The sequence below is a fragment of the Novosphingobium beihaiense genome (genome assembly GCF_022832375.1).
Classification (GTDB): Bacteria; Pseudomonadota; Alphaproteobacteria; order Sphingomonadales; family Sphingomonadaceae; genus Novosphingobium; species Novosphingobium beihaiensis.
Genome location: NZ_JALHLG010000054.1, coordinates 1 through 13,471, shown reverse-complemented (window position 1 = coordinate 13,471; position 13,471 = coordinate 1). Strand labels below are relative to the sequence as shown.

The 13,471-nt window shown below is 65.0% G+C and carries 18 protein-coding genes; 7 read left to right on the top strand and 11 right to left on the bottom strand.

Translation table 11 applies throughout. The annotated features are described in order from the left end of the window. Positions 1–746: FecR family protein (locus tag MTR66_RS19375; RefSeq protein WP_243924027.1), on the top strand; the 746-nt coding region annotated here is incomplete at its 5' end. 29 nt (positions 747–775) lie between these two features. Here the strand turns inward: MTR66_RS19375 and MTR66_RS19370 are convergent. Continuing rightward, positions 776–2,131, bottom strand: coding sequence for a methyl-accepting chemotaxis protein (locus MTR66_RS19370; protein WP_243924025.1), 1,356 nt, complete (start codon positions 2,129–2,131; stop codon positions 776–778). A gap of 328 nt (positions 2,132–2,459) precedes the next feature. Here MTR66_RS19370 and MTR66_RS19365 point away from each other — a divergent pair, with 328 nt between their 5' ends. Together MTR66_RS19365 and MTR66_RS19360 are read left to right on the top strand one after the other, a co-directional pair. Beyond that, a complete protein-coding gene (locus tag MTR66_RS19365) occupies positions 2,460–2,771 on the top strand; it encodes a PilZ domain-containing protein (protein ID WP_268740617.1) in 312 nt (103 codons plus the stop codon). A 143-nt stretch (positions 2,772–2,914) separates the two neighbouring features. Continuing rightward, entirely contained in the window at positions 2,915–4,168 is a 1,254-nt protein-coding gene (locus MTR66_RS19360) for an MFS transporter (RefSeq protein ID WP_243924020.1), read from the top strand. A gap of 43 nt (positions 4,169–4,211) precedes the next feature. Here MTR66_RS19360 and MTR66_RS19355 read toward each other — a convergent pair whose 3' ends face one another. The 8 genes from MTR66_RS19355 to MTR66_RS19320 form a co-directional block, all read right to left on the bottom strand. Continuing rightward, entirely contained in the window at positions 4,212–5,006 is a 795-nt protein-coding gene (locus MTR66_RS19355) for an NUDIX hydrolase (RefSeq protein ID WP_243924018.1), read from the bottom strand. A gap of 347 nt (positions 5,007–5,353) precedes the next feature. Further along, positions 5,354–5,683, bottom strand: coding sequence for a Grx4 family monothiol glutaredoxin (gene grxD / locus MTR66_RS19350; protein WP_243924016.1), 330 nt, complete (start codon positions 5,681–5,683; stop codon positions 5,354–5,356). A gap of 29 nt (positions 5,684–5,712) precedes the next feature. Further along, a complete protein-coding gene (locus tag MTR66_RS19345; protein ID WP_243924014.1) occupies positions 5,713–5,946 on the bottom strand; it encodes a BolA family protein in 234 nt (77 codons plus the stop codon). A 64-nt stretch (positions 5,947–6,010) separates the two neighbouring features. Then, positions 6,011–6,334 (bottom strand): DUF1476 domain-containing protein, encoded by a 324-nt coding sequence (locus MTR66_RS19340; protein ID WP_243924012.1) that lies wholly within the window; start codon positions 6,332–6,334, stop codon positions 6,011–6,013. A 154-nt stretch (positions 6,335–6,488) separates the two neighbouring features. Continuing rightward, positions 6,489–7,091 carry a 3-isopropylmalate dehydratase small subunit gene (leuD, locus tag MTR66_RS19335; protein WP_243924010.1) on the bottom strand — a complete coding sequence of 201 codons (603 nt, stop codon included), beginning with the start codon at positions 7,089–7,091 and terminating at the stop codon, positions 6,489–6,491. A gap of 12 nt (positions 7,092–7,103) precedes the next feature. Further along, on the bottom strand, positions 7,104–7,277 hold the full coding sequence (locus MTR66_RS19330; RefSeq protein WP_243924008.1) for a hypothetical protein: 174 nt from the start codon (positions 7,275–7,277) through the stop codon (positions 7,104–7,106). A 10-nt stretch (positions 7,278–7,287) separates the two neighbouring features. Beyond that, on the bottom strand, positions 7,288–8,730 hold the full coding sequence (gene leuC / locus MTR66_RS19325) for a 3-isopropylmalate dehydratase large subunit (RefSeq protein ID WP_243924006.1): 1,443 nt from the start codon (positions 8,728–8,730) through the stop codon (positions 7,288–7,290). Between the two features lie 83 nt (positions 8,731–8,813). Continuing rightward, positions 8,814–9,233, bottom strand: coding sequence for a hypothetical protein (locus tag MTR66_RS19320; RefSeq protein ID WP_243924004.1), 420 nt, complete (start codon positions 9,231–9,233; stop codon positions 8,814–8,816). Between the two features lie 299 nt (positions 9,234–9,532). Between MTR66_RS19320 and MTR66_RS19315 the strand changes: the two genes are divergently transcribed. The 4 genes from MTR66_RS19315 to MTR66_RS19300 all read left to right on the top strand — a co-directional run bounded on the left by MTR66_RS19315 (position 9,533) and on the right by MTR66_RS19300 (position 12,473). Continuing rightward, positions 9,533–10,051, top strand: coding sequence for a sterol desaturase family protein (locus MTR66_RS19315; RefSeq protein WP_243924002.1), 519 nt, complete (start codon positions 9,533–9,535; stop codon positions 10,049–10,051). Between the two features lie 135 nt (positions 10,052–10,186). Then, on the top strand, positions 10,187–10,492 hold the full coding sequence (locus MTR66_RS19310) for a hypothetical protein (RefSeq protein WP_243924000.1): 306 nt from the start codon (positions 10,187–10,189) through the stop codon (positions 10,490–10,492). Between the two features lie 84 nt (positions 10,493–10,576). After that, positions 10,577–11,530 carry a formate/nitrite transporter family protein gene (locus MTR66_RS19305; RefSeq protein WP_243923998.1) on the top strand — a complete coding sequence of 318 codons (954 nt, stop codon included), beginning with the start codon at positions 10,577–10,579 and terminating at the stop codon, positions 11,528–11,530. A 115-nt stretch (positions 11,531–11,645) separates the two neighbouring features. Next, on the top strand, positions 11,646–12,473 hold the full coding sequence (locus MTR66_RS19300) for a sterol desaturase family protein (protein WP_243923996.1): 828 nt from the start codon (positions 11,646–11,648) through the stop codon (positions 12,471–12,473). Between the two features lie 131 nt (positions 12,474–12,604). Here the strand turns inward: MTR66_RS19300 and MTR66_RS19295 are convergent, their stop codons facing one another. Together MTR66_RS19295 and MTR66_RS19290 are read right to left on the bottom strand one after the other, a co-directional pair. Continuing rightward, positions 12,605–12,964 carry a YbaN family protein gene (locus tag MTR66_RS19295; protein ID WP_243923995.1) on the bottom strand — a complete coding sequence of 120 codons (360 nt, stop codon included), beginning with the start codon at positions 12,962–12,964 and terminating at the stop codon, positions 12,605–12,607. Further along, a complete protein-coding gene (locus MTR66_RS19290; RefSeq protein WP_243923993.1) occupies positions 12,961–13,374 on the bottom strand; it encodes a SufE family protein in 414 nt (137 codons plus the stop codon). The genes MTR66_RS19295 and MTR66_RS19290 overlap by 4 nt, the downstream gene beginning before the upstream one ends. Positions 13,375–13,471: the final 97 nt, after the last annotated feature.

The window sequence follows — 13,471 nt, the reverse complement described above, 5'->3', positions numbered from 1 at the left end:
CGCCGGTCATGGCCCGCCGTCAGGCGCTGGCCGCCGGGCTGGCAGGCGCGCTGGCCTTGCCGCTGGCGGGGTACTGGCTGGTGCAACAAGGGCAGAACGCGCCTGCATCGCAGCCGCAGCGTTTTGCCAGCGCGGTGGGCCAGCGGCGCCGCTTCACGCTGCCCGATGGTTCCGCGCTGCTGCTCGATGCCGCTTCGGCCGTTTCGGTGCACTTTTCCGGAGAGCGGCGCCGGATCGTGCTGGAGCAGGGCGCCGCGCGCTTCGATGTGCGGCACGATGCGGACCGCCCCTTCGAAGTGCGCACCCCGATGGCGAGCATGACGGCGCTTGGCACCAGCTTCAGCGTGGATCACTTGTCCGATGCCAGCGAACTGCGCGTGTTTTCCGGGCGCGTGCAACTCGATGCGCATGACGGGCGCAGCCTTGTCCTGCCCGCACGCCAGTGGGCGCTGGTGAACGGCCGCTCGATGCAGACGGGCGGCTTCGATCCCGATGTCCGCCGCGACTGGCAGACCGACTGGCTGGACGCCGATTCGATGCGGCTGGGCTTCGCGGTCGAGCGGCTGGCGCGCTATAGCGCCACTCCGCTGAAGCTGGGCGATCCCAAGCTGGCCGGTCTGACTTTCAGTGGCCGCTTCCGGCTGGACCGGCCGGAGCAGTCGCTGGAACTGATCGGCGCGCTGTTCGGCCTGCGGGCAAGCAAGCGGGACGGGGCCGTGTATCTGTCACGGACGGACCGGGCCTGAATTTCGCGAGACCCTGAACTGGTCTGGGATCAGGCGGCGCGGCGCAGAGCGGTGTTATCGCGCCCGCAGCGGAAACGGGCGACCAGATCGGAAAGCTGGCTGGATTCCTCGGCCAGATGGCTGGCCGCGCCGGAGGTCTGCTGAACCACGGCGGCGTTCTGCTGGGTAACGCGGTCCATGTCGCTCACCGCGCTGTTGATGTGCTGGAGCGTTCCCGCCTGCTGTTCGGCGGCGGTGGCGATCTCGGTGATCAGTGCGTTGATCTCGCCCACGCGGCTGACGATATTGTCGAGCGTCTGCCCGGTCTCGCCCACCAGCCCGACGCCGGTTTCGACATGTTCGGAACTCTTGGCGATGAGATCCTTGATGTCGCTTGCGGCATTGGAGGAGCGCTGGGCCAGCGCGCGCACTTCGGCGGCGACGACGGCGAAGCCCTTGCCTGCATCGCCCGCGCGCGCGGCTTCGACGCCTGCGTTGAGTGCGAGCAGGTTGGTCTGGAAGGCGATGCTGTCGATCACGTTGATGATCTGCGCGATTTCCTGCGAGGAGGTTTCGATCGCGGCCATGGCATCGACCGCCTTGCGCACCACGCCGCCGCCTTCGGTGGCCTCGCGGTGGGCCTGCGCGATGGTGTGCTGCACGTTGACGGCGCCGTCCGCGGTTTCCTTGACCGAGCCGGTGGCCTTGTCCATCGCTTCGGCGGTCTGGCGCAGGCGGGCGGCCTGCGCGTCGTTGCGTTGGGCGAGATCGGCCGAGGCGGTACGGATTTCGGTGGCGCCGGTCATCACGCTGGCGGCGCTGTCGCGCACCGAGTTGATCGTCCGCGCCAGCGCATCGAGCGCGTGGTTGAAGTCCAGCCGCAGCTTGTCGTAAGCGCCGGGGAACGTTTCGCGGATGCGGTGGTCGAGGTCGTTTTCGGCAAGGCGGCTCAGCCCGCCGGACAGGGCGGCGACGATCTTTTCCTGCTCGGCGCGGCTGTTTTGCACTTCGACGGCATTGCCCCGGAACGTGGCCATCGCCTGCGTCATGCGGCCCACGCAGTCTTCGTAGTCGGTAAAGCGGATCGGGCTGTCGAGATCGCCCGCGGCCAGCGCTTCCATGCGCTCGACCGTTTCGGAGTAGGGATCAGCAATCGCGCGGCCGAAGAAATAGGCGCCGGTAAGCCCCAGGGCAGAGCAGATAAGATAGGTGCCCAGCGACCAGATCAGGCTGAAATTGATCGCGTCCAGTACGGCCGTGTCCTCAAGGCCCGCAGTCCGGCTCGTAAGGTAGAAATACTGCAGGATGACGGTGGCCAGGCAGATGGCCGTCAAAAAGGCCATGAAGCCAAAGGCAATCGTGATCTTCCAACGGATGTTGGGGGTTTTGCGATACCACTCAAGCATTCGACCGTCCTTTTGCCGCGGCGCCGGGCAACAAGGGATCAAGGGAGGCGCGCGCGGGTTTTGAGGCTGGATACGAGTCTTTGGTAAACGAATTTTGAGTATGATCTGGTTAACGAAATGCTTGCCGGACGGATTCGCCAGCGATCCGCAGGGCAGGTTCAGAGCTGCCGGTGCGCGCGGTTCAGAGGATTTCGATAAGCTGAAATCTTACCGGAACAGGCGGGTGAACGGCATTTTCGCACCGGCGCGAAGATAAAAATCAGCGAACCGGGGCGGACAAGGCGCGCGCATTAAATCTTGGTAAACCGGTTCCGGCCATACTGCGGGAATGACACGCATCATGCTCCCCAGGCGATCTGTCCGGCGGCCGGTTCTGATGGCCGTGCAATGCCGCACGCAAAGCGGGCTGCGGGACAATGGCGAAATCTCCGACATCTCGGCCGAGGGATGCTGCATGCGGACGCGCGGGATCTATCTGCGAGTCGGGGCGCGTGTCGTGCTGCGGCCCGAGGGCATGGAAGGACTGACCGGCATTGTGCGCTGGGTGCGCAGCGATCTGTCTGGCGTCGAGTTCGACCGGCCCATGTATGGCCCGGTCGTCGATCATATCGTCGCCACACATTCTTCCCGGGCGGCCTGAGAGCCGGTTCGGAAAGGCCGCACCTGCGAACTTCCGGTTCCGCCCCGAAATAGTGCTGGCCAAGCGGCGGCTTGCGCCTCACAATCCTGAACTTGTGTTCAGCCGGCATCAAGACCGGCCTGGAAAAGCATCGGGAGAGAGACTTGGCGCATTCCGCAGCCCCTGCCAGCGAGGCACCGAATCATCCGCTAGCCGTGCGGATGGGCGTGATCGCGGGCGTATCGCACAACGTCGTGATCGGCACGATCATGGGCTCCTTCGGGCTTATGCTGGCTTCGGTCGAGCAGCGGCTCGGCGTCAGCGGGGAGGAGGCCGCCATCGGTATCCCGCTGGTGCTGGTGGGCTCCTCCATCCTGGCCCCATTCGTGGGCGTGCTCATCGCCCGTTACTCGTTGCGGCTGCTGCTGATGGCCGGGGCCTTGCTGACCGTGGCGGGATATTTCCTGCTGGCGATCACCAACAGCTATGCCTTCTACCTGCTCGCCTATGGCCTGTGCTTCGGTCCGGCGATGAGTCTGGCCGGATCGATCGGCCCGGCCACGCTGGTCACGCGCTGGTTTCACCGCAACCGGGGGCTGGCCCTGGGGATCGTCCACCTGCCGGTAGTGATCGCCATCGTTCCCTGGGCGCTGGAACGCGCGCTGGGGCACTATACGCCCGCCACGCTCTATGCGGGGATCGGCACGATCGCGGCCGTCCTGCTGGTGCCGCTGATCCTGTTCACGGTGGACCATCCGCCCAGCCATGACGAGACGATGGCCCCCGAACCGGCTGACAAGCGCACGGCGGACGGGTCTTTCAGCATCGGACAGTTGCTGGTGCGCCCGCGTTTCTGGGCGCTGTGCCTGGCCGCCATCGCCAGCATGACCGGCTCGGTGCTGCTGGGATCGCTGCTGGTGCCGATGGGCATGTCCTGGGGCTTTACCCGGCCCGAAGCGGCTTTGCTGCAGTCGATCATGTCGCTGGTGGGGCTGGCCGGTTCCATCCTGTTCGGCTGGATTTCCGATAAGCTGGGCGGCGGCCGGACGCTGGCGCTGATCGGGTTCGATTGCGCGGTGCTCTGGCTGATCCTGTTGCAGCATCCGCCGTTCGCGGCGGCGGCAGTGGTCGTCGGCTTGATCGGCATGCACGGCGTGGGGGCGATCCCGGCATTGGGGCGCGGCCTTTCGGATACGTTCGGGCAGGCCAGTTACAGCCGGGGCTTTGGCCTCAATTCCCTGATCGGCCTGCCGTTCATCGCGCTGGGCGTGGTCGGTGCGGCGCGGGTGTTCTCGACCACCGGCAGCTACGATCTGGCGATTACCGCGATGGCCGCCTTCTTCGCCGTGGCCGTTGCGCTAGGTCTTTACGGCGCGGGTGGTGCCAAGGTGGAAGGGCCCGCTGCCGCTCCGGCTTAGGTCACGAGCCTGTCAGGCCCCGGGGGGCGGCACAGGTCCGGCCTCAGCCGCGCCGTGCCGTCGCTTTGGGCTGGCCCAGCACCGGGTAGCCGTGGCCATCGGGAATGACGATCCACTCGCCGTCCTCCCGCTCCTCCCTGCCCGGGTGGATGCGCGAGACGGGGTGGGCGGCAATGTCCGCCAGCGCATCGGCATAGCTGGCGTACTGGGCAAGGCGCTCCAGATTGCGGTGGGTGGGGAAGATCACGCTGATCTCTCCGCGCCGGGCCATCTCCAGTGCATCGGCGGCGCTGGCCCAGAACAGCCGGGTGTTTTCCGTCGCATCGACTTGCACGTCGACTGCGCCGGTGCCGAGGTCGGTCACGAAGAAGCGTGTGTCGAAAGCCTTGTCCCAGCGCGGGCACCAGTGCGCGTAGAGCGTCAGCGCCTGCGGTTCCAGCGTCCAGCCATAGCGTTCGAGCACGGGAGCAAGCGTGCCGGTCTCCAGCAGCATCCGCCGTCCTTCCGCCGCTTCGGCAGCGCTGACGGGCGCGCGGGTGGCGATCATCAGCCCGGTTTCCTCCAGCGTCTCGCGAATGCCCGCGATCCGGGCGGCGGCGATTTCCTCCGGCTCGCCGGGCAGGAGGCTGCGGGCCAGATCGCGGTCGGCGGGATCGACGCGGCCGCCGGGGAACACCGCCGCACCGCCTGCAAAGCGCATCTCGCGCGAACGCTGGACCATCAGCAGTTCGGGCGCGCCGCCGTCCTGCCCGCTGCGGAAGATCACCACGGTGGCGGCGGGAACGACGGCGGGCGTGCCAGCAGGCATCGGCTGATCGGAAGGGGCAGTGGGCAGCATCGCGCGGGTTTTGCCCGAGGGCGTCCGGCAGGCAAGCGGAAAAGTCATGCCTGCCCCCGGCAGGATATGTCGGAGAAGTTTACATTTTGGCGGGAGGTGCCGCTGGAGCCTGCCGGTGAAATGGCGGAAATCGGATGTTCGTGCGGTTTGGCACGCCTTGTGCTTATAAGGTTTCGTACCCTGAGAAGTCTCGATCGAGGCGGGGCCGTTCCAGTCTCCCGGCCCCGCCTCCCCGAGCAATTTCCCTGAAAACCGCCGATAGCCGCAGGCATGCAAAAGCCCGGAAGGCTCGCGCCGTCCGGGCTTTGCAATTGTAGCGGTGTGCGTGCCGGATGGCGCGCGGGCGATCAGCCCTGCGCGGCGATCCCGGCGTCGGCCATGAGCTGGTGCAGCTCTCCGGCTTCGTACATTTCCATCATGATATCGCTGCCGCCCACGAATTCGCCCTTCACATAGAGCTGGGGAATCGTCGGCCATTCGGAAAAGGACTTGATGCCCTGGCGGATATCCATGTCCTGCAGCACGTCCACGGTCTCGTAAGGCACGTTGAGGTGCTCCAGGATCGCGATGGCACGGCTGGAAAAGCCGCACTGCGGGAACAGAGGGGTGCCCTTCATGAACAGGACAATGTCGTTCTTGTTTACAATTTCGCCAATGCGGGCGTTGACGTCGGACATGGATGAAGCCTTCTTGCGTGTTCCTGGCGTCAGTTGGGGACGGCGGTCGTCAGTTGCAAGGCGTGAAGTTCGCCGCCCATGCGGCCGCCCAGCGCTTCGTAGACCAGTTTGTGCTGGGCCACGCGCGGTTTTCCGGCGAAGGCGGCGGAGACGACATGCGCGGCATAGTGATCACCGTCACCGGCCAGATCGGTGATCGTCACGTGGGCATCGGGCAGTGCCGCGCGGATGAGGGATTCGATCTCGCTGGCGGGCATCGCCATGGCCGGTCTCCGGATTGCGGGGCCCGTGGTCCGGGCCCTTGTGTGGGGTTCAGATGTGTGGGTTTCAGACTTCGCCGAGGAAGGCGCGGCGGGCTTCGACCTGTTTGGCTTCCAGTGCTGTGCGCACTTCGGCCTCGCTGGTTTCGATGCCGGCGGCGGTCAGGTCGCCCAGCAGCTTGCGGATGACGTCCTCGTCGCCCGCTTCCTCGAAATCGGCCTGGACCACGCTCTTGGCATAGGCTTCGGCTTCCGCCTGCGAAAGCTTCATGCGCTCGGCCGCCCATTCGCCGACAAGGCGGTTACGGCGGGCCTGGATGCGGAACTGGGTCTCGGCATCATGCGCGAATTTGGCTTCTTCGGCGCGCTCGCGATCCTCAAAACTGGTCATCGAAAGTCCTCGACTGCGTAACCCGGAGAATCCGGGCCCCCTTTTGTTCAATGAACGCCGATACGGCCGGTATTGATCCGGTTCAATCCTGATTCGCCATGTTGACGCGTGCAATCGCCCTTGCGTGGATTTGACCAGACGGATGTGTCCGGCGTCAAGCGGCAGTCGCGGGCGTCCGGGCTAGGAACGGCAGACCGGCTTTCGCCTTGGCCTCATAGGCGTTGATCGCATCGTTCTGCGCCATCGTCAGGCCCACTTCGTCGAGGCCGTTTTCCAGGCAGTGCTTGCGGAACGGATCGATATCGAAAGCGAAGCGGTCCTGAAACGGCGTCGTGACCGACTGCGTTTCCAGATCGATATCGATCTGGTCCGTCTTCGCGACTTCCAGCAGCCGGTCGATCGCTTCCTGCGGCAGGGCGACGGTGAGGATGCCGTTCTTGAAGGCATTGCCCGAGAAGATGTCCGAGAAGCTCGGCGCGATCACGCATTTCACGCCCATGTCCAGCAGGGCCCAGGCGGCATGTTCGCGGCTCGATCCGCAGCCGAAGTTGTCGCCCGCGATCAGGATCGGCGCGCCTGCGTAATCGGGATCATCAAAGACGTTGCCCGGCTCTTTCTTGACCGCCTCGAACGCGCCCTTGCCGAGCCCTTCGCGGGTGATGGTCTTGAGCCAGTGGGCAGGAATGATGACGTCGGTATCGACGTTCTTGCGGCCGAACGGAATGGCGCGTCCGGCGACGTGGTTGATCGGTTCCATCAGTCGTCGCTCTCAGTCGGTTTCGGGCGCGTCTTCGGGGTGCGGCGGCAGCGTATCGGCCGTGTTGCGGGCCTTGCGGCGCTTCACGAACAGCAGCGCCGCGGCAATGGCGGCAGAGCCGATGGCGGCGCCAGCGGCGATAGCGGCCTTGCCGGCCAGCGAGGATTCTTCGGTTTCGTCAGCCATGATCGTTATCCTAGCAGTTCGCGCCTACAAGTTCACGCACGTCTGTCAGCTTGCCCGTGACCGCGGCGGCGGCGGCCATGGCGGGGCTCATCAGGTGGGTGCGGCTGCCCGGGCCCTGGCGCCCGGTGAAGTTGCGGTTGCTGGTCGAGGCGCAGCGCTCGCCCGCCGGAACCTTGTCCGGGTTCATCGCCAGGCAGGCCGAGCAGCCCGGCTCGCGCCATTCGAGGCCCGCTTCGATGATGATCTTGTCGAGCCCCTCGGCTTCGGCCTGTTCCTTGACGAGGCCCGAGCCGGGCACGACGATCGCCCACTTCACATTGTCCGCTTTCTTGCGGCCCTTGAGCACTTCGCAGGCCGCACGGATATCCTCGATGCGGCTGTTGGTGCACGAGCCGATGAAGATGTTCTGCACTTCGACATCGGTCAGCCTGGTGCCCGGCGTCAGCCCCATGTAGTCGAGGCTGACTTTCACCGCATCGCGCTTGGAGGCATCGGCGAAGTCTTCCGGGGCGGGAACCACGCCGCCGATGGCCGAGGTATCCTCGGGCGAGGTGCCCCAGGTGACGGTGGGCTGGATGTCTTCGGCGCGGATGTGCACGGACTTGTCGAACGTGGCGCCCTCATCGGTCGCGAGGCTCTTCCACCAGGCCACGGCCTTGTCCCAGTCTTCACCGGCGGGAGCATAAGGGCGGCCCTGGATATAGGCGAAGGTCGTTTCGTCCGGCGCGACGAGGCCCGCGCGCGCGCCGCCCTCGATCGCCATGTTGCACACCGTGAGGCGGCCTTCGACGGACATTTCCGCAAACACGTTGCCGCAGAATTCGATCACATGGCCGGTGCCGCCCGCCGTGCCGATCACGCCGATCACGTGGAGCACCACGTCCTTGGGCGTGACCCCGGCGCCGAGCTGGCCTTCGACGCGCACTTCCATGGTCTTCGACTGCTTGAGCAGCAAGGTCTGCGTTGCCAGCACGTGTTCGACTTCGGTCGTGCCGATGCCGAAAGCCAGCGCGCCCACGCCGCCGTGGCAGGCGGTGTGGCTGTCTCCGCACACGATCGTTGCGCCGGGCAGCGAGAAGCCCTGTTCCGGGCCCACGACGTGGACGATGCCCTGTTCGCGGTCGATCGCGTCGATGTAGCGGATGCCGAATTCGGGCGCGTTCTTGCGCAGTGCGGCGAGCTGAGTCGCGCTCTGGGGATCGGCTATAGGCAGCAGATGGCCCTCTGCGTCCTGCCGCGCGGTGGTGGGCAGGTTATGATCGGGAACCGCGATCGTAAGATCCGGGCGGCGCACCGTGCGTCCGGCGGCGCGCAGGGCTTCGAACGCTTGCGGGCTCGTCACTTCATGGACGAGGTGCCGGTCGATATAGATGAGGCAGGTTCCATCGTCGCGCGTGTCGACGACATGGGCGTCCCAGATCTTCTGGTACAGCGTGCGCGGATTCTTGGTCATAGTCAGGCGCGATTAGGCGCGCCCGCCCCGCAATTCAAGCGGAAGCGGGCGCGCGGTGCCGCAGAAAGATTCGATATCGAAGGTTATCCGCGGTGGCCGTTACGATCGCGGCGCTCCATGCGCAGGGCATAGTGCACGCGATCGACCTTGGCCCTCAGCACGCGGACCTCCTGGCGGTCCAGACCATTGCGGGCAAAGCGCGCATAGAGGTGCTGGATCCGGCTGGTATCGCGGCGCAGGCCCCTTGCCTCGCGGTAGGAGATCGCGTGGCGGGCGGCGGCACGGTCGATCCGGGCGCGCAAGTCGCGGATATCGGCGCGGATTGCATGGTCGCGTGCCGGGGTGTAGCGTGCCGGGGTGTAACGCGCCGGGGTGTAACGGGGGGCATGGCGGGAAACGTCGTGGTAGGCGTGGCGGGTTTCGTGGGCGGAAGCGGGCAGGGCGGCGCCGACACCCAGAGCCGCGACGACGGCGGGAGCGATGATCTTGGTCAGGGTACGCATGGTCTTCATTCCTTGTTGCGACAGGCGGGGTGTTCCTGTGCATTCAGAATTAGTACCCTCAAGATGAACGGCGGAAGACTCATCGGTCACAGATCTGTCGGTGTTTGTAATTAAGAGTCGCAGGCCCGAAGGGGTAAAAGAATGCCGCGACCCGAAGGGAGGGGGAGCACGATAGGCAAAACAATGCAGGCGCAGATGTGTCTCGCCCCCAGTGGCGCACGTCTGCGTCTGTTGCCTGCCAGCGGGCTTTCCAGTGATCCTGCGTAGGCGCGCGCAGGCAGGGATGCTATGGGGCCGCCATGTCTCCGCTTGCCGCCACGCTTGTTGTCCTTGCCACTGTTGCCGCGATGGAATGCGTCGCGTGGTCCAGCCACAAGTATGTGATGCACGGGTTCGGCTGGGCCTGGCACCGCGATCATCATGAGCGGCATGACGGGATTTTCGAACGGAACGATCTCTACGCGCTGGTGGGTGCGGTGATCAGCATCGCGATGTTCGCGCTGGGATCGCCGATGCTGATGGGCGCGGCGGCCTGGGCGCCAGGCACATGGATCGGGCTCGGCGTGCTGATCTACGGCGTGATCTATACGCTGGTTCACGACGGGCTGGTGCACCAGCGCTATTTCCGCTGGGTGCCCAAGCGCGGCTATGCCCGGCGGCTGGTGCAGGCGCACCGGCTTCATCATGCGACGGTGGGCAAGGAAGGCGGCGTCAGCTTTGGCTTCGTGATCGCGCGCGATCCGGCCGTGCTCAAGCGCGAATTGCAGGCGCAGCGGGAACAGGGGATCGCCGTGCTGCGCGACGCGTCCGGCGATTGATGCGATGACCGTTCTGCCACGCGATGGCGCGTGTGCAGGACTGGACATTTGCGGTTCCGGCCCGCACCATCGCAGCCATGGGAAGCCGCGCGGCAGCGCGCCGGTTCCCGGGGCGATGCGGAGGAAAATTTCCCGATGAATGAGACCAGCGACGGCCCGTCCACCGTTGAGCAACTGCCCAGCCAGAAATCGGCACTCGTGTCCGGAGAGCTGGCCAAGCTTCTCGACATGGCGCGCGGCAGTGCGCCCAAGGACGCGAAGATCAGCATTGAATTCGATGGACAGCTGCGCCTGCACATCGATGTGCGCAATGGCGAGGATATCGAGGTTCTCAAGAAAATCCTGCCATCGCTGGGCACGGGCATTTTCCACGGGATCGAAGTGGGAGCCACGCCGCATCATCCCTTCTTCCACCGGATTTCCGCGCTGATAGACCGGTAGAGGCAGGCCGGGCGGGCGCCGTGCAGGCAACCGGCACGGCGTTGGCGGGTTCTATCAGGACGAATCTGCAGGAGACCGAACACCGTGCATGACAGTGCCAGCGCCTCCGAAGGGGCATCCCGCAAGCCCTCCAGGCCGCAGGCCGAAGACGGAGAGAAAGCGGAGCAGAAGGCGGAACAGAAAGCCGAGCGCGAGATCGCCGAACGCGAGATCGAAGGCAGCGCGGCTACGCTGACCCGCAAGGAACGGCGCCGGGTCTCGGAACACAGCCGCCTTTCGGCGCTCACGGTCTTTTCGGTTATCCGCCGCGAGGGGGAAGAGGAACTGCGGCGGCCCGCCTCGTCGCTGTGGTGGTCGGGCATTGCCGCAGGGATCGGGATTTCCTCGTCGGTCTATGCGCAGGCCCTGCTTTTTCATGCTTTCGCGGCGCATCCCCATCGCGATCTGATCGCCAGTCTGGGCTACAGCGTGGGGTTCGTGCTGGTCATCCTCTCGCGCCTGCAGCTCTTTACCGAGAACACGCTGAGCGTGGTGCTGCCAATGCTTTCCGAGCCGAGCTGGACCCGGCTGGGCCTGTCCGCGCGCCTGTGGGGCGTGGTGCTGACGGCCAATTTCATCGGCACGTTCCTGACCGCCTCGATGGTGCTGATGCTGACGGGGACCGGCGATGGCGGCCATTCGGGCCATGTCACGGCCATGCTCGAAGTCTCGCGCCATGCGGCCGAAGCGAGCGGGATGACGGCGCTGGTAAAAGGCATTCCCGCGGGCTTCTTCATCGCCGCGCTGGTGTGGATGCTGCCCAGTTCCAAGGGATTCGAACTGTGGGTGATCGTGCTGTTCACGGCCCTGATCGCCGCCGGCGGGTTCACGCATGTCATTGCCGGATCGGCCGAGATGTTCCTGCTGGTCGTCGGCGGGGAGATGAGCATGGGGGCGGCGCTGCTCGATCATCTCCTGCCCACGTTTGCCGGAAATGTGATCGGCGGCACCGGACTGTTCGCCATGCTCGCCTACGGGCAGATCCACGCCGAGATCTGAGAGCCCGCTCTATTGCGATTGAACGGGAACGGCGTTTCCGTTATGAGCTTTGATCGCTCACAGAGGGGAGAAGGGCGCGGACAGACGCCCGTTTGCGAAAAGAGCAGGATTACCGATGAATTCGTCTTTCGTTTCGACGCTGCTGGCCCACTACCATTGGCAATTGTCGCTGATGACCGGTCTGGGCATTATTGCGATGGTGCTGCTGGGCAAGGCGATTGCCTATGCCGTTCCCGCGCTGCGGGTAGAGGGGAAGCGCAATGCCGATACCTACCGCCGCAAGATGGAAAAGCCCAGTTATGCGCAGAACCAGAAATGGAACCGCAAGTGGGGCATCTTCTTCGTTGCCATCATTTTCGGCGTGATCCTGCCGTTCTGCCTCACCGCCGATCCGCAGCCGTGGTGGCAGGTGCTGCGCGACATTGTCGTGATCCTGATGTTCTACGACTTCTTCTATTACCTGACGCACCGTTTCCTGTTTCACGACAGCGCGCTGTTCGGCGGGGCCGGGCCGCTCAAGTGGATGCATGCGATCCATCATCGCCAGCACAATCCCTGCCGCGGCGATTCGAGCTATATCCATCCGCTGGAAGTGGCGATCGGGCTGGGGCTCTATGTTGCCTCGATTGCGGTGCTGGCGGCGTTGATGGGCCAGTTTCATGTGGTGACGATCGTCATCACCTGGATGGCGTTCAACCAGATCAACCTGCACAACCATGACTTGTGGGAGACGGACCGGTTTCCGTTCCGCTATCTCAACTATGTCTCGGTGATGCACCACAACCACCACGCGCGTTTCACCGGCGGCAATTTCGCGACGATCACGCTGCTCTACGACTGGATGTTCGGCACGCTCGACAAGGGCGATGGCTATCGCGGCGAATTCACGCCGCAGATGGCGGCGCAAGCGGCCGCGGCAAAGGCAGGCGCGAAGAAGGCCTGAGCCCTCTTCGTCATTGCGAGGAGGCGAAGCCGACGAAGCAATCCAGAGCGGCGTAAACCGCTCGTGGATCGCCGCGCGGCCTATGCCGCTCGCAACGACGAAGCAGCGGGGACGAAACAGCAGGAACGAAGCTACTCGTTGCGCGTCCAGATCCAAGGGCCGATTACCGCGAGCACGCCCACCGGGATCAGCAGCCAGGGCCAGCCGAGCGTCAGGCCGACGAACACGATACTGAGCGACATCGCGCCGATCGCCGCGATTTTGCCCTTGCGGCTGATCGCCCGCCGGTCGCGCCATTCGCGCAAGTGGTGGCCGTGGGTGGGGTGGTTGTAGAGCCGCTCCGCCCATTCGGGATGGCTCTTGGAAAAGCACCAGGCCGCCAGCAAGTAGAACACCACCGTGGGCAGCAGCGGCAGGAAGATGCCCAGCGTGCCCAGCCCGGCGAAGAATATCCCCCCCGCCATCCAGGCAGGGCGTGTGATCCGTTTCATGCTTCGGCGGCGTAGCGCCCGGCCGTTTCGCGGATCAGCGCGATCATGTTGGGAACACCCTGCGTGCGGTTGGACGAGAGCTGGTTCTTGAGATCGAAAGGTTCGAGCGCGGCGGCAATGTCGGTCGCGGCGACGTCTGCCGCGGGCTTGTCCTGCACGGCGGAGATCACCAGCGAGACGATGCCCTTGGTGATCGCGGCATTGCTGTCCGCCAGGAAATGCAGCGTGCCGTCGTCCTTCGCGGTGGGATAGACCCAGACGCTGGCCGAACAGCCGCGTACCTTGGTCGCGTCGGTCTTGAGCGGATCGGGCATCTCGTCCAGCTCGCGGCCCAGTTCGATGAGGAGCCGGTAGCGTTCGTCCCCGTCAAGGAACTCATACTCTTCGCGAATATCGTCAAGGCTGCGCATGGTATTGGCATTTAGGAAGGCCGCGCGGGAGGACAAGATGTCTTGCTGGAGTTGCCAGTATTTTTCGCATTATTGCAGAACTTCCGTTCGTGTCGAG